The organism is Devosia sp. (assembly GCF_040509215.1).
Taxonomy (GTDB): Bacteria; Pseudomonadota; Alphaproteobacteria; order Rhizobiales; family Devosiaceae; genus Devosia.
On record NZ_JBEVLL010000407.1, the window covers coordinates 1 to 20,585 of the forward strand.

The 20,585-nt window shown below is 61.9% G+C and carries 19 protein-coding genes; 13 read left to right on the forward strand and 6 right to left on the reverse strand.

The window, feature by feature from the left end:
• Positions 1-422: cupin domain-containing protein (locus ABW043_RS22600; protein ID WP_353923447.1), on the reverse strand; the 422-nt coding region annotated here is incomplete at its 3' end.
• Positions 423-719: 297 nt separating this feature from the next.
• On the opposite strand from ABW043_RS22600, the gene ABW043_RS22605 reads away from it, so the two are divergent.
• The 6 genes from ABW043_RS22605 to ABW043_RS22630 all read left to right on the forward strand — a co-directional run bounded on the left by ABW043_RS22605 (position 720) and on the right by ABW043_RS22630 (position 6,882).
• Positions 720-1,586, forward strand: a complete 867-nt coding sequence (locus ABW043_RS22605) for a sugar phosphate isomerase/epimerase family protein (RefSeq protein WP_353923448.1) — start codon at positions 720-722, stop codon at positions 1,584-1,586.
• The gene (locus tag ABW043_RS22610; protein ID WP_353923449.1) at positions 1,583-3,094 is read left to right on the forward strand and encodes a sugar ABC transporter ATP-binding protein; all 1,512 of its coding nucleotides are present in this window, start codon (positions 1,583-1,585) and stop codon (positions 3,092-3,094) included. Before ABW043_RS22605 ends, ABW043_RS22610 begins: the two co-directional genes overlap by 4 nt.
• The gene (locus ABW043_RS22615; RefSeq protein ID WP_353923450.1) at positions 3,091-4,077 is read left to right on the forward strand and encodes an ABC transporter permease; all 987 of its coding nucleotides are present in this window, start codon (positions 3,091-3,093) and stop codon (positions 4,075-4,077) included. Before ABW043_RS22610 ends, ABW043_RS22615 begins: the two co-directional genes overlap by 4 nt.
• Entirely contained in the window at positions 4,074-5,060 is a 987-nt protein-coding gene (locus ABW043_RS22620; protein ID WP_353923451.1) for an ABC transporter permease, read from the forward strand. Before ABW043_RS22615 ends, ABW043_RS22620 begins: the two co-directional genes overlap by 4 nt.
• Before the next feature lie 64 nt (positions 5,061-5,124).
• Positions 5,125-6,255 carry a substrate-binding domain-containing protein gene (locus ABW043_RS22625; protein ID WP_353923452.1) on the forward strand — a complete coding sequence of 377 codons (1,131 nt, stop codon included), beginning with the start codon at positions 5,125-5,127 and terminating at the stop codon, positions 6,253-6,255.
• A 66-nt stretch (positions 6,256-6,321) separates the two neighbouring features.
• On the forward strand, positions 6,322-6,882 hold the full coding sequence (locus ABW043_RS22630) for a cupin (RefSeq protein WP_353923453.1): 561 nt from the start codon (positions 6,322-6,324) through the stop codon (positions 6,880-6,882).
• A gap of 167 nt (positions 6,883-7,049) precedes the next feature.
• Here the strand turns inward: ABW043_RS22630 and ABW043_RS22635 are convergent, their stop codons facing one another.
• The 5 genes from ABW043_RS22635 to ABW043_RS22655 all read right to left on the reverse strand — a co-directional run bounded on the left by ABW043_RS22635 (position 7,050) and on the right by ABW043_RS22655 (position 12,301).
• Positions 7,050-8,117: a LacI family DNA-binding transcriptional regulator gene (locus tag ABW043_RS22635; RefSeq protein WP_353923454.1), complete on the reverse strand. Its 1,068-nt coding sequence runs from the start codon at positions 8,115-8,117 to the stop codon at positions 7,050-7,052.
• Entirely contained in the window at positions 8,102-8,866 is a 765-nt protein-coding gene (locus ABW043_RS22640) for an SDR family NAD(P)-dependent oxidoreductase (RefSeq protein ID WP_353923455.1), read from the reverse strand. Before ABW043_RS22640 ends, ABW043_RS22635 begins: the two co-directional genes overlap by 16 nt.
• Positions 8,866-10,194 carry a histidinol dehydrogenase gene (gene hisD / locus ABW043_RS22645; protein ID WP_353923456.1) on the reverse strand — a complete coding sequence of 443 codons (1,329 nt, stop codon included), beginning with the start codon at positions 10,192-10,194 and terminating at the stop codon, positions 8,866-8,868. Before hisD ends, ABW043_RS22640 begins: the two co-directional genes overlap by 1 nt.
• A 182-nt stretch (positions 10,195-10,376) precedes the next feature.
• Entirely contained in the window at positions 10,377-11,576 is a 1,200-nt protein-coding gene (locus tag ABW043_RS22650) for a mandelate racemase/muconate lactonizing enzyme family protein (protein WP_353923457.1), read from the reverse strand.
• Between the two features lie 23 nt (positions 11,577-11,599).
• On the reverse strand, positions 11,600-12,301 hold the full coding sequence (locus tag ABW043_RS22655) for a GntR family transcriptional regulator (protein ID WP_353923458.1): 702 nt from the start codon (positions 12,299-12,301) through the stop codon (positions 11,600-11,602).
• A 223-nt stretch (positions 12,302-12,524) separates the two neighbouring features.
• On the opposite strand from ABW043_RS22655, the gene ABW043_RS22660 reads away from it, so the two are divergent.
• The 7 genes from ABW043_RS22660 (at position 12,525) to ABW043_RS22690 (ending at position 20,339) form a co-directional block, all read left to right on the forward strand.
• The gene (locus ABW043_RS22660; RefSeq protein ID WP_502908701.1) at positions 12,525-14,024 is read left to right on the forward strand and encodes an ABC transporter substrate-binding protein; all 1,500 of its coding nucleotides are present in this window, start codon (positions 12,525-12,527) and stop codon (positions 14,022-14,024) included.
• 149 nt (positions 14,025-14,173) lie between these two features.
• Positions 14,174-15,061 carry a carbohydrate ABC transporter permease gene (locus tag ABW043_RS22665; protein WP_449396954.1) on the forward strand — a complete coding sequence of 296 codons (888 nt, stop codon included), beginning with the start codon at positions 14,174-14,176 and terminating at the stop codon, positions 15,059-15,061.
• Entirely contained in the window at positions 15,058-15,942 is an 885-nt protein-coding gene (locus tag ABW043_RS22670) for a carbohydrate ABC transporter permease (protein WP_353923460.1), read from the forward strand. Before ABW043_RS22665 ends, ABW043_RS22670 begins: the two co-directional genes overlap by 4 nt.
• Positions 15,943-15,953: 11 nt before the next feature.
• The gene (locus ABW043_RS22675) at positions 15,954-17,051 is read left to right on the forward strand and encodes an ABC transporter ATP-binding protein (protein WP_353923461.1); all 1,098 of its coding nucleotides are present in this window, start codon (positions 15,954-15,956) and stop codon (positions 17,049-17,051) included.
• Between the two features lie 27 nt (positions 17,052-17,078).
• Positions 17,079-18,428, forward strand: a complete 1,350-nt coding sequence (locus ABW043_RS22680) for a mandelate racemase/muconate lactonizing enzyme family protein (RefSeq protein WP_353923462.1) — start codon at positions 17,079-17,081, stop codon at positions 18,426-18,428.
• A 4-nt stretch (positions 18,429-18,432) separates the two neighbouring features.
• Positions 18,433-19,587: a mandelate racemase/muconate lactonizing enzyme family protein gene (locus ABW043_RS22685; RefSeq protein WP_353923463.1), complete on the forward strand. Its 1,155-nt coding sequence runs from the start codon at positions 18,433-18,435 to the stop codon at positions 19,585-19,587.
• Positions 19,588-19,598: 11 nt separating this feature from the next.
• A complete protein-coding gene (locus ABW043_RS22690; RefSeq protein WP_353923464.1) occupies positions 19,599-20,339 on the forward strand; it encodes a ribonuclease activity regulator RraA in 741 nt (246 codons plus the stop codon).
• Positions 20,340-20,585: the final 246 nt, after the last annotated feature.

Below are 20,585 nucleotides of genomic sequence, written 5' to 3' on the forward strand. Positions count from 1 at the left end.
CCGACATCGAACAGCACCCAGATGATCTGGCTGGCCGACACAAAGGGATCACCGAACTGGTGCAATTGCCAGGGCCGCACGACGAACATCTGGCCCTCGGTCAGCTCGTGCCGCTGCCCATCGACCTTGAGCACCATGGAGCCGCGCGCCAGATAGGCGATTTTCACGCCCTCGTTGCAGTGCTCCTTGAGCCCCCAATCCTGGGTGCGTACTGCGTCCCAACCTCCCACGGAAAGCACCTGTGGCAGCGCTTCGCCGAGCGGCTTTCCCGGATATTTCCGCCGCGTCCAGGCGTTCAGCGTCACCTTGCCGGCGAGCGAAGCCTCATAAAGGTCGGCGCAATTGCCGGCATACATCAGCGCGCCGGGCTCGGTGAAGACGGCAGGCCGGGCCAAGGCGTGCAAACGGGCTTCTGCGTTCATGGTCCCCTCCATGTACAAATTCTACCAGTGTTATCATTCGAACGCGCTAGTGCACGCAGTGCGCAATGATCGCAACGTTCGCCTCCTGGCGCTGATGCTAGAGAGTCGAACGTCCGGAAGTCAACCAGAGCAGTCATAAAGACAGCCAGACTGACATTTCGGACTGTGGAGGAGTTTAGGCCGGAGCAGGTTTCTGCGGCGTTCGAAATTCGCTGGCGAGGTGACGTACAACAATTGTTGTACGTGCCTCAAGGTGATCGGGAGCGGCTGCGCACCGTCCGGCGCGAGGGGAAGAATATGAAGCTCGGCATCAATCTGCTGTGCTTGACCGACTTCGTGACCGAAGCGCATCTGCCGGCAATCCGGCAGATCAAGGCGCTGGGTTATGATGGCGTCGAGGTGCCGGTTCTTTCCGGCGAGCCGTCGCATTATGCGTGGCTGGCCAAGGAGCTGGATGCCATAGGGCTCGAGCGCTGCACGACCTCCATAGTGCCGAGCCCCGATGCCAGCCCGATTTCCGACGACCGGGACAATCGTGCACGCGGCCGGAAACATCTCGATTGGGCCCTCGATTGCGCCATTGCGCTTGGCGCGCAAAGCGTCGGCGGGCCGATCCACGCCCCCATCGGGCATTTTACCGGCATCGGCCCCACCGAGAGCGAGCTTTCCTATGGCGCCGAGGCGCATCGTGCGCTGGCCACCCGTGCCGAAGCCAATGGCATCTATCTCAGCCTCGAACACCTCAACCGCTTCGAGACCTATTTCCTCAACACGACCACCCAGTGCCGCGACTACGCGCGCCGCGTCGACCATCCGGCCTGCCGGATCATGTACGACACGTTCCACGCCAATATCGAAGACCGCAACCAGGTTGCAGCCTACGACACCGTGGCGCCGCATGTCGGCATCGTCCACATTTCCGAGAACGATCGCGGTATTCCCGGTCGCGGGCATATCGATTTTCTCTCGATCATGCAGGCCGTCCGCCGCTCGGGCTATGATGGCTGGGTGACGCTCGAAGCCTTCGGCGCCGGCCTCCCCGCCATCGCGGCAGCGACCCGTGTCTGGCGCCCGCTCTTTCCCGATTACGACACGCTCTTTTCCGAAAGCGCCGACTTCATCCGCAGCACCTGGGACGCGGCCGGGAGGGAAATCGCCGCATGAGTGATGCCCCGACCATCGAGATGCGCGGCATTTCCAAGTCGTTCCCGGCCGTGAAGGCGCTGCGCGGCGTGTCCTTCACCTGCTCCCGCGGCGAAGTCCATGCGCTTTGCGGCGAGAACGGCGCAGGAAAATCGACGCTCATCAAGATCCTCTCCGGCGTCTATCGACCCGATAGCGGCGACGTGCTGGTCGACGGGCGGGAGCAGCATTTCAAGCACCCACAGGAAGCCCTCCTCGCCGGCATTTCGGTGATCTATCAGGAATTTTCGCTGCTGCCCGAGCGCACGGTCGCCCAAAACCTCTTCCTCGGCCGTGAGCCGATGAAGAACGGGTTGATCGACAACAAGGCCATGGTCGCCGAAACGCAGCGCGTGCTCGGCCTTTTCGGCGTGCGCCACCGCATCGAGCCGGAAACCTTGGTTGCCGATCTCGACGTGGCGAGCCAGCAGATGGTCGAGATAGCCAAGGCGATTTCGCTCAATGCCAAAGTCATCGTCATGGACGAGCCAACCGCCGCGCTCAACGAAGCCGAGTGCGAGGTGCTGTTCTCGCTGGTCGACCAGCTCCGCGCCTCGGGCACGGCCATCGTCTACATCACCCACCGCATGCGCGAAGTCACCCGCCTCGCCAATCGCGTCACCGTCATCAAGGACGGCGAAGTCACCGCGAGTTTCGACCATGTCCCCGCGCCCGACGTCATCGTCCGCGCCATGGTTGGCCGCGACATCTCCGAATATTATCCGGAACCGGCGACCGCGTCTGAAATCGGCCCCGTCGTCCTCTCGGTCTCCGGCGGCACCAATGCTGCGCTGCGCGATATCAATCTCGAACTGCGCTCCGGCGAAATCGTAGGTTTTGCGGGCCTGCAAGGCGCCGGCCGCACGCCGCTCGCCATGGCCCTCTTCGGCGCCGCACCATTCACGTCGGGGTCCATGACCCTCGATGGCAAAGCGGTTCACCTCACCTCGCCGCGCGACGCCATCCGCGCCGGCATCGGCATGCTGCCGGGCGATCGCAAGGCGCAGGCGCTGTTCCTCATGCAGTCGGTGCGCGACAACGGCATGCTCACCGCCCGCAGCTTTGCCAATCCATTCGGCGGCCACAAAGCCAATCGCTTCACCGACCTAACCGGAATGAATGCCCTTCTCGACCAGATGAAGGTTCGCGCCCCCTCCTACGAGCAGGAAATGCGCTTCCTTTCCGGCGGCAACCAGCAAAAGGCCATCGTCGCCCGCTGGCTCGCTTTGCGCCCAAAAATCCTGATCTTCATCGAACCCACCCGTGGCATCGACGTCGACGCCAAGGCCAGCATCTACCACTTGATGCGCGACCTCGCCCGCGCCGGCGCGGCGGTGATGATGGTCTCGTCCGACCTGCCCGAAATCCTCGGCGCCTCGGATCGCATCATCGTCATGCGCGAGGGCCGCATTGCCGGAGAATTTGGCCGCTCAACCACCGAGGCAGAGCTCATGCTGGCAGCAACTGGCGAAACGGGAGTGGCCGCATGACCGACATGCCCGTCCCCGCCAAAAATCCCCGCCGCTTCCGCTTCGAGCGCCACGCCTCGACCATCCTGCTGCTCTCGGCGGTCGCACTCTACATCGCCCTGATCATCATCATGGGCCAGACGCGTTTTCTCACCCTCGAAAATCTCGTGGCAATCCTGGGCCGCTCAATCACCCTCGGCATCACCGCCATCGGCCAAACCTTTGCCATTCTCGTCGCCTCAATCGACCTCAGCGTCGCCAGCGTCATCTCAGCCGCGGCTGTCGTCACTTCAGTGGTGATGAATGGTGACCCGGCCATGATGCTGCCGGCTGTCCTCGCCGTCCTCGCCCTCGGCGCCGTCGTCGGCCTCGCCAATGGCCTCGTCATCACCAAACTTGAGGTCAATCCGCTGATCGCGACGCTCGGCATGTCACTGATCATCCAGGGCGTTTTATCATATTATTACAACAACTTCGCCGGCAACGTGCCCGCCGAGTTCCAGATATTCGCCTATGGCACCGTGGGCATTGTGCCCTTCTCGCTGATCTTCATGTTCGTCCTCGCCGGCTGCGCCTGGTTCGTCCTGCGCTTCTCTCGCTTCGGCTCCGATGTCTATTCCGTCGGCGGCAACAAGGACGCCGCCCGCCTTGCCGGCATCAAGACCGACCGCGTCGTCATCGGCGCCCATGTCATCTGCTCGCTCTGCGCCGCCATTGCCGGCATCTACCTCGCCTCGCGCCTCCGTTCGGGCGCGCCGTGGATTGGCGCCGAGGGCGTCTATGACCTCGAATCCATCGCCGTCGTTGTCATTGGCGGCACCGTGCTCGCGGGCGGTCGCGGCGGCATCTGGGGTACGATGGCCGGCGTCATCATCTTCTCGCTCATCGACTCCATCTTCAACGTCGCCGGCGTCGATGCCTTCGTAAAGCAGGTGCTTCGCGGCATCATCATTGTCGCCGCCGTCGCCTTCTATGCCGCCCGTTCGAAGAGGCCCGTCGCATGAGCGCGCAATCCCTTCCCCAGCCCGCAGCGACAAAGCGCAGCCTGCCCAAGATCAATCCGGTCTATGTGCTGGTCGTGGCGCTGATCCTTGCGATCATCGTGATGAACCCGGCCTTCGGCGAACCCACCGGCTACATGAATTTCCTCAAGCGCGTCACCGCCCTTGCCATTCTCTCGGCCGGCGCGCTCTACGTCATCGTCTCGGGCGGCTTCGATCTCAGCGTCGGCTCGATAATGACGCTGACCGTCATTGGCTCGTCCATGCTGGCGAGCAACGATCCCAATTCGACCTACTGGATCATCCCCCTGATGCTCGGCATCGGCGCCGTCATCGGGCTCATCAACGGTCTCGTCGTCAGCTACCTCAAGGTCCCATCGCTGATCGCCACTCTTGGCATGATGATTACGCTCAATGGCGTCGCCTTCATGTGGTCCGGCGGCGCGCCGCGCGGCTACCTGCCCGACACTTTCCGCTTCTTCGGCCGCTACAACATCACCGATGTGCCTGTCATAACCCTGCTGCCGATCGCCGTGATCTGCCTCGTCGTCTTCGGCGTGATCCTCTGGTGGGGCATGCACCGCACCAATTTCGGCCGCATGCTGCATGCTGTGGGCGACAACCAGCAGGCCGCCCGCCTTGCCGGCGTGCCGGTCGAGCGCGTGCGCATCTCGGCCTTCGTCGTCTCGGCGCTGACCGCGGTTCTCGCCGGCGTCATTCTCGGCGGTCGGGCCGGCGTCTCCGTCGATATCGGCTCCGGTTTCGAGCTGCAGGCCATCACGGCCGCCGTCATCGGCGGCGCGCAATTGCTCGGCGGTCGCGGCTCCGTCCCCGCGACCATTTCCGGTGCGCTGGCGCTCGAAGCCATATTCACCCTGCTTAATCTCCTCGGGCTGGCCCAGCCGGTTCGCTTGGTGGTGCAGGGACTTATTCTCATCGGCGCGGTAGCGCTCGCGACTTACCAGCGCAAGCGTTCGGGTCGATGAGCAAGGACAGCCGGCCAAAAGGCCGTCTGAGGGAAGAGTGGGAAACCTCACGAGGGAGGAAGACGTGAAGAAGTTTATTTTGGCAGCAGCCGCGTTCGGCATGCTGACGGGAGCCGCCTTTTCGCAGGCTCCGAATTTTGACGATCCGGCCGAATTTGCCAAGCAGCGCGAACAGCTGACGGCGACCTTCAATGGCCCGGCCGACCAGATGTATGTGCAATATGCCGGCGACTCGATGGTCGATACATCGGCCTTCAAGAAAGACGCTCCCTGGACCGTCTGCTTCTCGAATGCGGGCGTGAACAATCCCTGGCGCGTGGTTGGTTTTACCAACATGACCGAGGAAGTGAAACTCCATCCCGAAATCGGCACCTTCACCCATGTCGATGCCGAAGGTTCGGACGACAAGCAGATCGCTGACATCGACGACCTGCTGGCCGGCGGCAATTGCAGCGTGCTCATCGTTTCGCCAAACTCCACCGCCGCACTGACACCGGCCGTGGAAAAGGCCTGCGCGGCCGGCCTCCCGGTCATCGTCTTTGACCGCGGTGTAACAACCGATTGCCCGGTTACCTTCGTTCACCCCGTGGGCGGCTATGGCTTTGGTATCCAGGCAGCCGAACACATCATCGCCAATGTTCCGGCTGGCGGCAAAGTGCTGATGCTGCGCATCCTGCCCGGCGTCGACGTGCTCGAAACCCGCGCTTCGGGTGCCCGCAACATGTTCAAGGAAGCGGGCCTGACCGTCCTTGGTGAAGAATTCACCGATGGCGACAATGCCAAGACCAAGTCCATCGTTGAAGACTACCTGCAGCGCGGCACCATTGACGCCGTGTGGATGGATGCCGGCGCCACCGCCGTCGCCGCTGTCGAAGCCTTCGAAGACCAGGGCGTCGATGTCCCGGTCGTCACCGGCGAAGACCAGCAGGACTATCTGCAGAAGTGGCGCGACCTTGGCTTCAAGGGCATTGCCCCGACCTATCCGAGCTACCAGTGGCGCACGGCCATCATCGCCGCCGTCCAGACGCTCAAGGGCGAACCGGTCCCCGGCCCGGAATGGGTCCTGCCGCAGCCTGCCATCACGCAGGACGTGCTTGACCAGTATATCAACGAAAAGATGCCGCCGCTCCACTACGCCATGTGCGGCTGCGAAGACATGCCGACCTATCCCAATGCCTGGGGTGGCACGGAATAAACCTTCCCAACGAAGACTGCGGGGCGCCCATGGGCGCCCCTTCTTCGTTCAAAAAGAGGGACGTTCATGAGCATCAAGACGGAACTGCACTGGTCCAAGCCTAAGGGCAATCTACCCAATTCCCGCTTTCCGCTGCTGGTGCATCGCGATGCCGTGCCAGGCGGCGGCGAAGACGCGGTGATGGCACGGCTGCGCTCAAACAACTGGCTCAACAACTGGCGCTATCCCGGCATCTATACCTATCCCCATTTCCACTCGACGACGCATGAATGCCTCGGCTGTGCGCGGGGCTGGATGGAGGTGGAATTCTTCGGCGTGGGCGGAGTGACGCTGCGCGTCGAAGCGGGCGATATCGTCGTCCTGCCGGCCGGCGTCTCCCATTGCATGACCGGCAATTCCGACGACGTCCAGATGGTCGGCGGCTATCCCGAAGGCCGCGACTGGGACAATGTGCAGGAGGCCAAACTCACCGAAGAGAGCCGCCGCGTGGTTGCCAAGCGCATCATGATGCTGCCCATCCCCGCGCTAGACCCGGCAACGGGCCTGCCGATGATCGAATGGATCGATGCACCGTCGTCGGTCGATGCGGATCTCAACGATTATCGCGATGGGCTGGGGGAAGGCTGAGAGGCAACGCCGCCGAAGCCATCGGCACCACACCCTCCCTCTTTCGTCATTGCCGGGCTCGTCCCGGCAATCCATCTTGGGGCATCCATCCTACGGATGGCGCGGACCGCCAGGACAAGCCCGGTGGTGACGATGGCGGGAGGCCGAGGCCGAACTGCTGCGCCCGCCTACCGCCCCGGCCTGAAAACCCGCCTGCCCTCAACCTCGACCACCCCCGAAGCCGGCAGCCTCGCCGATGTTCGCACCACCAGCTCGCCATTAAAAACGCGATGCTCCGCCTCGATCTCCCCGCTATCGATCTGGCTCATCAGGATTTCAACCGTCGCCTCAACCATGCGTCGGTGCGGCTGGCTCATGGAGGTGACGCCATAGGCGTCCCAATGGGCCGGGCCGACATCGTCATAACCGATGATGGAGATGTCATGGGGAATGGAGAGCCCAAGCTCAAACCGGGCCACGTCCATCACCGCTACTGCCATGTGGTCATTGGCGACAAACAGCGCATCGGGGCGATCCTGTCGTGACAGCAGCTTGCGCGCTGCGGCCTGTGCTTCGGCGCGGTCGTAATTGCCAACCTCGACCAAGAGGTCATTATACCCCGCCTCCGCCAGCGCTTCGCGATAGCCGGCGAGGCGATCGCGATTGGTCGAAGAGCTTTCGAGCCCGGCGATATAGCCAAAGCGCTTGTGACCGCCGGCCAGCAGGAACTCGGCCACGCGCCGTCCACCCTCGCGATTGCGCGTCGTTACGCTCGATACCGCGTCGCGCTCGGTGGTGCGATTGAAGAGAACCACCGGAATGCCGGCAGCAGCGCATTCTTCCGACAGTTCGGATGAGAGCGAGGTCGAGGCGAGCACAATGCCGTCGACCCGATATTGCATGAGCTGGTCAAAAACCGGGTCGCTGTCGCCGTCCGCCAGGCCGGTAAAAAGCAGCAGGCGGTAATCTTCTTTGGCGAGCAGCCGACCCAGTTGCTCGAGCACGTCGGGATAAAAGAGATTGTCGAGATAGGCCATCACCACCGCGACGATGCGCGAGCGGTTCGTCGTCAGCGAGCGAGCAATTGCATTGGGCCGGTAGCCCAGCTCCTTGGCCGCCGCCAGAACCTTGGCGCGGGTTTCCGGAGCAATGGAGGCGCCGGGGGTAAAGCTGCGCGACACGGCCGACTGGGAAACCCCGGCGCGCTGCGCCACCTGCGAAGACGTGACCCCGGTTTTCCTTACTCCGCCGTCCATCCACCATCCACCAAGAGCGCGGTGCCGGTGATCAGCGCCGCCGCATCCGAGGCGAGAAAAACCACTGGCCCCATAATGTCTTCCACCCGGCCCAGACGCCCCAACTTGATCTTGGAAAGAACCCAGGAGCGGAAATCGGGATCGCTCAGGTTCTTTGCCGTCAGTTCGGTTTCAATAAAGGTCGGGCAGACCGTGTTGACGCGAATATTGCTGGCGCCCAGCTCGATGGCCATGGCCTTGGTGAGGCCTTCAACAGCATGTTTGCTGGCAGCATAAATCGCGCGATTGGGTCCGCCGACATGGCCCATCTGCGACGAGACATTGATGATCGACCCACCCTGCCCGGCTGCCTGGAGCTTACCCACCACCGCCTGCGACACGAAGACCGTCGCAGCGAGGTTGAGCTGCATCACCGCCTGATAGTCGGGCTCGGTGATGCCGGCGACCGAACTGTGCCGCGCCGTGCCGGCCGAATTGACCAATACGTGAAAGGGATCGCTCTCCGCGACAAATTCGCGGACAGCCGAGAAATCGGTGATGTCGATGGCGACGCCTTCGGCCGCAAGGCCGATATCGGCCATGGCATTGACCACACCCTCCACATCGGCGGCGGTGCGAGCCGCCACCGTCACATGCGCCCCGGCCTCAGCCAGAGCAACCGACGCGCCCAGCCCGATCCCGCGCGTGCCGCCGGTCACCAGGGCGCGCTTGCCATCGAGACGGAAACTGGGCGTGCGGGGAAGCATCATTACTTGGCGGCCTCTGCTGTCGGTGCGGCAGCGGTACCATAGGGCACGTTGCGACCGCCATAGCGGCGCACGCGGATATTGGCTTGCTCCGCATGGCCGACAAAACCTTCGAGCATGGAGAGGCGCGAGCCATAGGCGCCGATCTTGGCCGAGGCCTCGTCGGTCGTCACGGTCTGCCAGGTGCAGGTCTTGAGGAATTTCCCGACCCAGAGGCCGCCCGTGTAGCGCGCCGCCTTCATGGTGGGAAGCGTGTGATTGGTGCCGATCACCTTGTCGCCATAGGCCACATTGGTGCGCGGCCCAAGGAACAGGGCGCCGAAATTGGTCATATTGTCCCGGAACCACACGTCGCGATCGGTCATGACCTGTACGTGTTCCGAGGCGATGCGATCGGCCTCCGCCAGCATTTCCTCGTAGGACTCGCAGACAATGACCTCGCCGAAATCGGCCCAGGATTTGCGGGCAATATCGGCAGTCGGCAGGATGGCGAGGATACGTTCGATCTCTGCCATCGTGTCGCGCGCCAGCTTTTCCGAATTGGTCAGCAGAATGGCCGGGCTCGTCGGCCCGTGTTCGGCCTGCCCCAGAAGGTCGGTCGCGCAGAGTTCGCCATCGACGGTCTCGTCTGCAATGACCAGGGTCTCGGTTGGGCCGGCAAACAGGTCGATGCCGACGCGACCATAAAGCTGGCGCTTGGCTTCGGCGACGAAGGCATTGCCGGGGCCGACCAGCATGTCGACGGCCTCGATGCTCTCGGTGCCGATCGCCATTGCGCCAATGGCCTGGATGCCGCCGAGCACATAGATCTCATCCGCACCCGCCATGGCCTGCGCCGCGACGATGGCTGGCGCGGCTTTGCCATTGAAGGGCGGCGCGCAGGTGATGACACGCGGACATCCTGCCACCTTTGCCGTCAGCACCGACATGTGGGCCGAAGCCAGCAGCGGATATTTGCCGCCTGGCACATAGCAGCCCACGGCGTTGATGGGCACATGCTTGTGGCCCAGTGTCACGCCCGGCATGGTCTCGACCTCAAGCGGAAGCATCGTGTCCTTCTGCTTCTGGGCGAAATTGCGCACCTGGGTCTGGGCGAATTCGATGTCGTGCAGATCCTGATCGGTCAATTGCGCCACGCAATCGTCGATCTCTTTCTGGCTCAGCCGGAAATCCTGGCGATCCCACTTGTCGAACTTGATCGACAGATCCCGCACGGCAGCGTCGCCGCGCTTTTCGATATCGGCCAGAATCCCCTCGACCGTGGCCCGCACCTGGCGATCCGCCTCGGCCCGCTCTTCGACATCCTTACCGCGCTTCAGCCAGACTGGCATGGATCAACCCTCCGTTGGTGGATGCATGTTATGCATACGCATGCATTAGCGCAACAACCTACAAAGCGCCAGTAGGACTTTCGATTGCCCTCAAGTTTGGGCCAAGCACTGCGCATGATGATGAATACGCATTCATCATCATGCGACACGCATTGGGAATGACCGAGGTAGCGCCTCGCCTCCTAGTCGAAGAAACCAGCATCCTCCTCAGAGAGATATTTCTTCGCCCCTTCGGCATCGATATCGAGGCCAAGCCCCGGTGCTTCCAGGAGATCGACGTGACTATCCCTGACGATCTGTTTTGGGAGGCCAATGACGATGTCTTCCCACCAAGGGTCGGACGCGCTCGGATATTCAAAGGCGATGTAATTGGCCGGCAGCGTGGCGCAGACATTGATCAGCGCGCCCAGCCCCAGGAGCCCATTGGCCGTGCCATGCGGCGCCATCATGATCGAATGCATATAGGCGTGCTCGGCCACCCATTTCAGTTCGGCAATCCCGCCGATATCAGCCGGGTCCGGCCCCACCACACGCACAGCCTGCGTCTCGATCAGTTCCTTGAAATTGTGCCTGAGATAGATCTGCTCGCCGGTATGGATCGGCGTCGAGGTCGACACTGTCAGCTCGCGATAGGCCTGCGGATTGACCCAGGGCACATAGTCCCCGGTCAGCATATCCTCGAGCCACATGAGATTGTATTTTTCCGTCGCCTGCGCAAAGCGGATGGCGTCGTTGAGGAACCAGCCCGGCCCGCAATCGAGCGCCAGGCTCACCTTGTCGCCCAGCACTTCCTTCATGGCGATGACGCAGTCGATCATATGCGCCATGCCGCGCTCGCTGATCTGGCCCTGATCCATGGCGCCGTGATAGCCGGCCTTTTCCTGCCTGATGCCGTAGTGAAAATCGTCCACGGAATCCTTCATGTTGGAGTGGAAGCTGATCCCCTGCTTCACCATGAAGAAGTTTTCCGGCCGGTCCATCATCCACTTCACGTCGGCCGCATAGTCCTCCGGCCGGTCGCCCGTGCGCTTCTTGCGGATTGAGCCATTGTAGACCCGCACCTTGTCGCGCACCTTGCCGCCGAGCAGCTTGTAGACCGGCACATTGGCTGCCTTGCCCGCAATATCCCAAAGCGCATGCTCGATGGCGCTGACCGCCGCCCCATAGGGCTTGAACGACCCGCGCTGCCGGATTTTCAGCATGCAGCGCTCGACATCGGTCGGGTCCTCCCCGATCAGCGCCTCGCGGAAATGCAGCACCCAGGGTTTGAGGTAGGGTTTGGTGAACTCCACCTCGCCCAGACCGTAGATACCCTCGTCCGTAACGACGCGAACGATCGGGTGGCGCCCTATGACGGCGCAGCGCAAGTCCGTGATTTTCATTGGTTTCCTCCCTCGAATGCCTTTTAGGCGGAACCCCTCCTCGGCCCGTTCCGCTTGGCAACGCCCATTTGTTCGATGATGTGCCGACCCGACCCTTCGACATGTCGCGCCACCACGGCCGCGGCGGTGTCGGCATCCTGCGCGCGTATGGCCTCGATCAGCTCCCGATGCTCGCGCAACACCGCCTGGCGACGGCTCAGCGACGTCGGAAAGCGCCGGCTGATGGCCCGCAAAATCTCGCGATGCTTCCACCAGAGATCGGCCGCATGCCGGTTATAGTGGCGATCATAAATGAGCTGGTGAAAGCGCGTATCGAGCTCGCCGTGATGTCTGGGGTCGGCAAAGTTATGCGCCTCGATCTCGGCCTGCGCGGCTTCGAGATCGGCAATATCGGTGTCGGTCGCGATCGAGCAGAACCATTTGGTCAGAGCCGGCTCTATGAGAACCTCGATCTCGATGATGTCGCGCACGAAAGCCTCGTCGATGGGCCGCACTCTTGCCCCGCGATTGGGCTCCATCACCACGAAGTCCTCGCCGCGCAATTGCTGCAGCGCTTCGCGTACCGGATTGGTCGAGGTGCCATAGCGTGCCGCGAGCTCGGAAACCTTGAGCCGGGCATTGGGCTCCAGGCGCCCGGAAATGATGTCTTCCCGGATCAGCTCGTAGATCGATAGCGGCTGCTCGGAAGCAGCGAATTCGTTGGTGTCGTCGGCAGCAGTCGTCATCATAAGGCATGGTTTATGCGCCTTCTTGCGGGATTCCAAGCCGAATAATGCACATCAAAAATGTGAAATAATGTACGATCCAACGCATATTGACAGATAAGTTCGGGTCTGGAACTGTCGCTGCCGGGAGACACGGGCACAAGCCCGGCCCCGGAGGAGCTAGCGGCGGGACGCCGCGGATGCCGTGTTGAAATCACCGGCTTCCAACCGAGGAGGACTATCGATGACGAACATGCAGGACCGCGTTCGGCGGTCTGGCTCGCCGTATCGTCGGCAAGTCGTTGCCTATGCCTTGGCCGGTTTGACCACCGCCTCACTGATGTCGACGACCGTTTATGCGCAGTCGGTCGATCTCAGCCAGTGGTCCCCGGAATATATCAAATCCATTGCCGGCACGGCGACCTATGACACCGCCGCAGATTGCGGCGCCGTGGTGCCGAACGACTACGCCGGCAAGGTGAGCTACTGGTATACCGGGCCCTTCGAGGCCGATCCGCAGATCGCGCACGATCAGGACAAGGCCTTCTGGGAAGCCTTCAAGGCCGCCTATCCCAATATACAGGCCGACGTACAATCGATCACCTATAACGAACTGCTCGACAAGTTCCGCACTGCGCTCCTCGGCAATGCCGCGCCGATGGTCGTGCGCCTCCAAATTCTCGGTGGCGTCGAATTTGCCGCCAAGGGCTATCTCAATCCGCTGAAACCCGAAGATGTCGGCTACACGACCGACGACTTCTGGCCTGGCGCGCTGAAGTCAGTCACCTGGGAAGGCGAAACCTACGGCATCCCGACCAATAACGAGACCATGGGCTTCATCTGGAACGCCAAGATCTTTGCCGATGCCGGGCTCGATCCGGAAAGCCCGCCGAAGACCTGGGATGACGTCGTCGCTTACTCCAAGACCATCCACGACAAGCTCGGGATTGCCGGCTATGGCCTCGTGGCCAAGCAGAATGCCGGCAATACGCCGTTCCGCTTCATGCCAACGCTTTGGGCCTATGGTGGCGGCGCGCTCGACGAAACCTCGGCCGAGCCGACCTATGAAACCGTCGAGCTCAACAATGACGGGTCAAAGGCCGCCTTACAGGCTGCCTATGACATGTATGTCAGGGATCAGTCCGTACCGACGTCGGCGCTGACCAATACCCAGGCCGAAAACCAGGCGCCGTTCATCGCCGGCCAGCTCGCCATGATGATCGCCCACCCGGCCGAATATGCCAAAATGCTCGACCTCGCCTCCAAGGCAACCGGCGCCGACAAGGCAACGGCTGACGCCGTGGTCGAAAACATGCGCTATGGCCTGCTACCCGAAGGCCCGGCCCGTCGTGCCGTGGTGTTCGGCGGCTCTAATATCCACGTCGTGAAGCCTGAATATGTCGATGGTGGCGCCATCGACGACCAAGCCGTCAAGGCGCTGATCTGCATGTGGACGAGCCCGGAATGGTCGACCAAGTTGTCCTGGGTCGGTTCCAACCCCGGCCACCTCGGCGGCTTCAAGACCGAATGGATGAAGGAGCGTCTGGACACCATCAAGTTCCTGGACGTCACCACCTCCATGCTGCCCAACGGCATCCCCTTCCCGGTCCAGCCCTATGCGCCTGAAATCATGAACATCATCGTGCCCGACATGCTGCAAAACGCATTGACCGGCACCATGACGGTCGACGAGGCAGCCGACGATGCGGCGGCCAAGGTCGATGAGTTGATGAGCGGCCTCTAGCGATCCCTCCCGCCCAGATGGCCGGCAGTCCCTGATTGCCGGCCATTCCTTCCACCAACGGGGACAGCACAATGAGCGGCATTTCGGGGTCTGCCATCTTCACCGATCGTCCGGTGGAGCCGGCACGGCGGAGCAGTCTTGTCTCGCGCATGTGGAAGCAGCGCGCCGACTATCTCTATGTGCTCCCGGCCATTGTGGTGATGCTCATCGTCATCGCCTATCCGATCTACTACACGATCGAACTGAGCTTTTTCAAAACGCCGCCCAGCCTGCAATTGCGGGACAAGGTCTTCGTCGGGCTCGACAATTACACCACCATCCTGACTAGCGGCTCGTTCTGGAAGGTCACCTGGCAAACGGTGATCTGGACGTTCTTTTCCACGCTCTTCGCCTTCCTTCTCGGGCTGGGCGCCGCGCTGTCGCTGCATCGGGAATTCGTCGGCCGCGGCGTCTTGCGCGCCATTCTGCTGATCCCGTGGGTCGTCAGCGCCGTTGCCGCTTCATACGTCTGGAAGTGGCTGTATCACTCCGATTTCGGAGCCATTGGCGCCATGCTCGTGCAGCTCGGCCTCACTGACGAGCCGATCAATTTCATCGACAATACCAGCACCGCCCTCGCCTCGCTGATCGTGGTCAATGTCTGGAAGGAATTCTCCTTCGCCATGATCATGCTGATGGCCGGATTGCAGACCGTGCCCGAGCAATTGCTGCGCGCCGCCAAGGTCGATGGCGCCAATGCCTGGCAGCGTTTCTGGCACATCACCTTCCCGCATCTGGCTGGTGTTTCCACCGTCACCATCCTCTTGCTGATGGTGCAGAATTTCAATTCCTTCATCATCCCCTTTATCATGACTGGCGGCGGCCCGGCCGGCGCGTCCGACATCTGGATCACCCAGATCTACCAGCTCGCCTTTGGCCGCCAGCGCTGGGGTGCGGCCGCGGCGTATTCGGTGCTGCTCTTCATCATCATGATGGCGCTGGGCTATTTCTACGTCCGCGCCCTGACCCGCGGCGACGACAGGAGGGCCGGCGCATGACCGACGCCACCACCACCCGCATTCGCCCCGTCACCAAAAAACCCATCGACGGCTGGCGCTGGTCGGGCCGTATTTTCCTCGTGCTGCTGCTGATCTTCACCGCCATGCCGATGGCGTGGATGTTGATCACCTCGCTCAAGACCGGCTTTGCCGCGATGCAATATCCGCCGCAATGGTGGCCGGCCTCGCCGACGCTCGAAAACTATTCGCGCCTGCTCGATCCACGAAACAGCATCGGCCAGGATTTCCTGCGCTACTTCTGGAACAGCCTCTGGGTTTCCACGGCCACCACCATTCTCGCCATCATTGTCGCGGTGCCCGCGGCCTATGCCTTCTCGCGCTTCCGCTTCCCCGGCCGCACGTTCCTGTTCTTCGCCGTCCTGCTGCGCAACATGTTCCCGGCCATCGTGTTCCTCGTGCCTCTGTTCATTCTGATGCGCCTTCTGGGACTCGTGAACACCCACGGTTCGCTGATCCTGACCTATCTGACCTTCGGCCTGCCGCTCGCCATCTGGTTGCTCAAGGGCTTTTACGACAACATCCCGATCCAGCTCGAACAGGCTGCGCGCATCGATGGCGCGACGCGCTTCCAGGCGTTTTTCTACATCGTCATGCCGCTCTCGACGCCGGGTATCATCGCCACCGCGATCTACTCCTTTATCGGCGCCTGGAACGAATACATCTACGCCTACACCTTCCTCACCAAGCACGATCAGATGACCCTGCCGGTCGGCATCCAGCGCTTCTTTTCGGAGAACGCCACGGACTGGCCGGGCCTGATGGCTGCGACCTTCATGATGAGCGTGCCGGTCGTCGTGCTCTTCCTCGTTCTCCAGAAATACTTCGTGCAGGCCCTCACCGAAGGCGCCGTCAAACATTAGGAGTTTTGTCGATGGCCGAGGTGGTCCTTGAGCACGTCATGAAGAATTACGGCAATCTCTACGCCGTCAACGACGTGAGCTTTACCGTCAACGATGGCGAGTTCGTCGCGCTGGTCGGCCCCTCCGGCTGCGGCAAGACCACGACGCTCAACCTGATCGCTGGCCTCCTGCCCATTTCGGGCGGCGACATCTCGATCGGCAATCGCGTGGTCAACGATCTCGACCCCAAGGACCGGGACATCGCCATGGTGTTCCAGAATTACGCGCTCTATCCCAACAAGACCGTCTTCAACAATCTCGCCTTCCCGCTGCAGATGCGGAAATTGCCCAAGGCGGAGATCGCAACCAAAGTCGGCGAAGCCGCCCGCATTCTCGACATCACGCACCTGCTCGAGCGCAAGCCCCGTGAACTCTCCGGCGGCCAGCAACAGCGCGTCGCCCTCGGCCGCGCCCTCGTGCGCGATCCGCTGGTTTTCCTGATGGATGAGCCGCTCTCCAATCTCGACGCCAAACTCCGCGTGCAGATGCGCAGCGAGATCAAACGCTTCCACCACAACCTCGGCGCCACCATCGTCTATGTCACCCACGATCAGCTCGAAGCCGTCACCATGGCCGACAAGATGGCGGTGATGAATGGCGGCTTCCTGCAGCAATACGACACCCCGGCCCAGGTCTTCGCCAATCCAGTCAACATGTTCGTGGCGAGCTTCGTCGGCAGCCCCGCCATGAGCCTGATCTCGCTGCAGGCCGTCTCGCGCGGCACCAACATGGTGCTCCAGAGCGCCGAAGGCTGGGAGCTGCCCCTCTCCCCCACGAACGCGCAAAAAGCGCGCCTCTCGACCACCAAAAATGTCGTCCTCGGCGCCCGTCACTCGACCCTCAAATTGCACAAGAGCCAGGTGCCCGGTTCGGTCCCCGGAAAGATCTACACAGTCGAGCCTACAGGCGATGTCACCTTCGCCCAGGTCTTCATCGCCGAGGCCGTCGTCAACATCAGTGTCGATCCGAGCGTGCACCTTTCCCCCGACGAACCGGTCTGGATCGAGTTCGATCAGGAGCGCGTCCACCTATTCGACGCTGAGACAACCTCAGCGCTAACAGTCCGCTAACCAACTCACCTCCCAAGAGCGACACAAATGCACCGTCCCGAGGAAGCACTCAACCACGTCAACACGCACTCGAAACCCTCAGAATTGCGCATTACCGACATACGCGTCGCCGAAATCATCGGCGCACCATTCACCAGTGCGATCCTGAAAATCTATACCAATCAAGGCCTTGTCGGCCTCGGCGAGGTCCGAGACGGCGCCAGCGCCACCTACGCGCTGATGCTGAAGAGCCGCCTCCTCGGCGAAAATCCCTGCGACATCGACAGATTGTTCAGGAGAATCAAGCAGTTCGGCGGACACGGCCGCCAAGGCGGCGGAGTCTCCGCCGTCGAGATCGCCCTCTGGGACCTCGCCGGCAAAGCCTATGGCGTCCCGATCTACCAGATGCTCGGCGGCAAATTCCGCGACAAGGTCCGCATGTATTGCGACACCGACGCCACCGTCCCGAGTGGCACGGAAACTGGTAAGCGCCTGAAAGAACGCATGGATTTGGGGTTCACTTTCCTCAAGATGGACCTCGGCCTCATGCAGGTCGTCGACACGCCCGGCTCAGTCGTCGCCCCCGCCGGTTCCTTGGAAGGGTACCGCATTCATCCCAGTCGCGGCAGCGGCAAGACCATGGACGACCGCCGCGCCCGCAATGCCGTCTATGACGTCCACAACGTCCGCCACCCCTTCACCGGGCTCAATTTCACCGAGCAAGGCCTTGAATTGCTTGAGGAATATATCCATCAAGTCCGAGAGGTGATCGGCTACGAAATCCCGCTCGCCATCGACCATGTCGGCCACATTTCGCTCCAAAGCGGCATCCGCCTAGCCCGCCGCATCGAGAAATACGCCCCCGCCTGGCTCGAAGACGTCATTCCATGGCAATATACCGAGCAATACCAACAACTTCAGCAGGCAACCACGGTTCCGATCTGCACCGGCGAAGACATCTACCTCAAGGAAGGTTTCGAGCCGCTGCTGAAGTCAGGCATTTCCATCATCCACCCGGACCTCCTCACCTCCGGCGGCATTCTCGAAACCAAGAAAATCGGCGACATGGCGCAGGACCACGGCGTCGCCATGGCCATCCACATGGCCGAAAGTCCCGTCGCCTGCATGGCCGCTGCGCATGTAGCTGTGGCGACTGAGAATTTCATGGCGCTTGAATACCACTCGGTCGATGTCGACTGGTGGGACGACATCGCAATCGGCCTGCCAAAACCTGTCGTGAAAGACGGTTTCATCACCGTCCCCGACAAACCCGGCCTCGGCATCGACGACATCAACGACGAGTTGATCAGCCAGCACCTGCAGGAAAGCGTCACCGGCATCTGGCAGCCGACCGACCAGTGGGACCACGAATATAGCTGGGACCGGACCTGGAGCTGACCGGATGAAAATCACCAATATCATCCCCTACCCCACCTGGGTCGGCACGCGAAACCAGCTCATCGTCAAGGTCGAGACCGACGAGGGCATTTACGGTTGGGGCGAAAGTGGCCTCTCCGGCCGCGAGAAGGCCGTGGCCGGCGCATTGGAGCATTTCCGCGAGTTTCTGATCGGCCGCGATCCCATGGCCATCGGTGCGCTGTGGCAGGAAATGTATCGCAGCCAATATTTTGAGGGCGGCCGCGTCCTCACCGCCGCGATGTCGGCCCTCGACCTCGCCTTCCACGACATCAAGGGCAAGGCGCTGGGCGTTCCCGTGTATGAGCTGCTCGGGGGCAAACAGCGCGACCACATCCCGACTTTCGCGACCGTCCGCGGCCCCTGTGGTCCAAAGATGATCGAGCAGGCCAAGGAGTTGATGGAGCTAGGCTGGAACGCGATCCGCCTGTTTCCGCACGGCCATGAAAACCCGCAAATCTTCGAGCCCCGCCAGAGCGTGGCCGAAACGGCAAAATGGTGCGTCAAAACCCGAGAGGCCCTTGGCGATGAGGTGGTTCTCGGCATCGACTACCACCACCGTCTCAGCGTCGCCGAGGCCGCGAGCTATTGCCAGAAGATGCCGAGCGGGACGCTGGATTTTCTCGAAGAACCGATCCGCGATGAGACGCCTCAGGCCTATGAAGCCCTGCGTAAAATGACCGACATCCCCTTCGCCATCGGCGAGGAGTTCGCCAGCAAGTGGCAGTTCCTGCCCTACATCGAGAGGGATATTCACCAGTTCAATCGCATCGACGTTTGCAATGTGGGCGGCCTCACCGAGTCCATGAAAGTCGCAGGCTGGAGCGAGGCGCACTATGTCGACGTGATGCCGCACAATCCGCTGGGCCCGATCTGCACGGCGGCGACGCTGCATTTCAGCGCCGCAGTGCCCAACTTCTCGTGGCTCGAAACCCGCGCCTCGCCTGGCGAGCTCTATCACGGCTTTGGCGACGGCTCGATCTTCCCGGTCCAGCCTCAATTACGCGGGGCCGTCTATGACGTGCCGACCGCGCCCGGCCTCGGCGTCGAAGTCGATGAAGAGGCCGTCAAACGCCAAACCTTCAAATTCTGGGAAGCCCCGCATCTCCGCCGCAATGACGGCTCGGTCACCAACTGGTAGGCAACAAAACCATGACGCATACGCCTGATATCGCCCGCCCGTCCAAGGATCTCGTCGCCGGCATTTTGGCTGTTGGCGCGGCCTCTGCTTCTTCGACCCTGGCTCATATGGGCATTCGCAATTGCCACATTCTTGGGCCCGTCGCGCAGCAAACCGGCAAGGCCATTGCCGGCCCTGCCCTGACGCTGCAGTTCATGCCCAAGCGCGAAGACCTTTACGGCGAAGGCGAATATGCCGACCCCGAAAAGCAGCTTCACCGCCACGTGCTCTATCATGTGCAGGAAGGCGATATCGTCGTCGTCGATGCGCGCGGCGACATGACGGCCGGAGTCTTCGGCGACATGATGTCGACCTATTTCCGCGGCCGGGGCGGCGCAGGCATGGTGATCGACGGGGCGCTGCGCGATCGGCCTAACCTCAGCAAGCTCGACATCCCGACCTGGGTCCGCGGCTGGACGCCGAATTTTCATACGCAGACCAATCTCATGCCGTTTGCCGTCAACACCCCCATCGCCTGTGGCGGTGTGACAGTGATGCCCGGCGATATCATCGTGGCCGATGACGATGGGGCGGTCTGCGTCCCGGCGGCCCTCGCTGCCGAAGCCATCGAGCGCTCAAACCAGCATCATGAGTGGGAAGATTTTTCGCGCATGAAGCTCAAGCAAGGCGCACCGCTGCAGCGCTACTACCCCCTGCATCAGGATGCGCGCGGCGAGTACGAGGAATGGCGCAAGACCAATCCGATTGGATAGAGGGTCATCGCCAGCCTCTGCGCCATGAGGCACCCAGATAGTCCGTGAGGCACGGACGGCCGGCAACAGAACGCTGACCGTCGCCGGCCATCTCCGATTCCGAGACCCATACCGCTGCGTTGCGTGACGGGCGTCGCTGCGCCGGCCTAGCAGGCTGGGCGTAGTGGCGAACATGACGCCATGTGCGCTTTTCATCCGGCCGCACCGCTGATTCGTCCGATCGGCGTCAGTTCCGAGCGACGACAT

Excerpts from the sequence above, each read along its gene's own strand:
- ABW043_RS22605 (WP_353923448.1), top strand. The coding sequence starts at position 720 with ATGAAGCTCGGCATCAATCTGCTGTGCTTGACCGACTTCGTGACCGAA.
- ABW043_RS22610 (WP_353923449.1), top strand. The coding sequence starts at position 1,583 with ATGAGTGATGCCCCGACCATCGAGATGCGCGGCATTTCCAAGTCGTTC.
- ABW043_RS22615 (WP_353923450.1), top strand. The coding sequence starts at position 3,091 with ATGACCGACATGCCCGTCCCCGCCAAAAATCCCCGCCGCTTCCGCTTC.
- ABW043_RS22620 (WP_353923451.1), top strand. The coding sequence starts at position 4,074 with ATGAGCGCGCAATCCCTTCCCCAGCCCGCAGCGACAAAGCGCAGCCTG.
- ABW043_RS22630 (WP_353923453.1), top strand. The coding sequence starts at position 6,322 with ATGAGCATCAAGACGGAACTGCACTGGTCCAAGCCTAAGGGCAATCTA.
- ABW043_RS22635 (WP_353923454.1), bottom strand. The coding sequence starts at position 8,117 with ATGGACGGCGGAGTAAGGAAAACCGGGGTCACGTCTTCGCAGGTGGCG.
- ABW043_RS22640 (WP_353923455.1), bottom strand. The coding sequence starts at position 8,866 with ATGATGCTTCCCCGCACGCCCAGTTTCCGTCTCGATGGCAAGCGCGCC.
- hisD (WP_353923456.1), bottom strand. The coding sequence starts at position 10,194 with ATGCCAGTCTGGCTGAAGCGCGGTAAGGATGTCGAAGAGCGGGCCGAG.
- ABW043_RS22650 (WP_353923457.1), bottom strand. The coding sequence starts at position 11,576 with ATGAAAATCACGGACTTGCGCTGCGCCGTCATAGGGCGCCACCCGATC.
- ABW043_RS22655 (WP_353923458.1), bottom strand. The coding sequence starts at position 12,301 with ATGACGACTGCTGCCGACGACACCAACGAATTCGCTGCTTCCGAGCAG.
- ABW043_RS22660 (WP_502908701.1), top strand. The coding sequence starts at position 12,525 with ATGACGAACATGCAGGACCGCGTTCGGCGGTCTGGCTCGCCGTATCGT.
- ABW043_RS22665 (WP_449396954.1), top strand. The coding sequence starts at position 14,174 with ATGTGGAAGCAGCGCGCCGACTATCTCTATGTGCTCCCGGCCATTGTG.
- ABW043_RS22670 (WP_353923460.1), top strand. The coding sequence starts at position 15,058 with ATGACCGACGCCACCACCACCCGCATTCGCCCCGTCACCAAAAAACCC.
- ABW043_RS22675 (WP_353923461.1), top strand. The coding sequence starts at position 15,954 with ATGGCCGAGGTGGTCCTTGAGCACGTCATGAAGAATTACGGCAATCTC.
- ABW043_RS22680 (WP_353923462.1), top strand. The coding sequence starts at position 17,079 with ATGCACCGTCCCGAGGAAGCACTCAACCACGTCAACACGCACTCGAAA.
- ABW043_RS22685 (WP_353923463.1), top strand. The coding sequence starts at position 18,433 with ATGAAAATCACCAATATCATCCCCTACCCCACCTGGGTCGGCACGCGA.
- ABW043_RS22690 (WP_353923464.1), top strand. The coding sequence starts at position 19,599 with ATGACGCATACGCCTGATATCGCCCGCCCGTCCAAGGATCTCGTCGCC.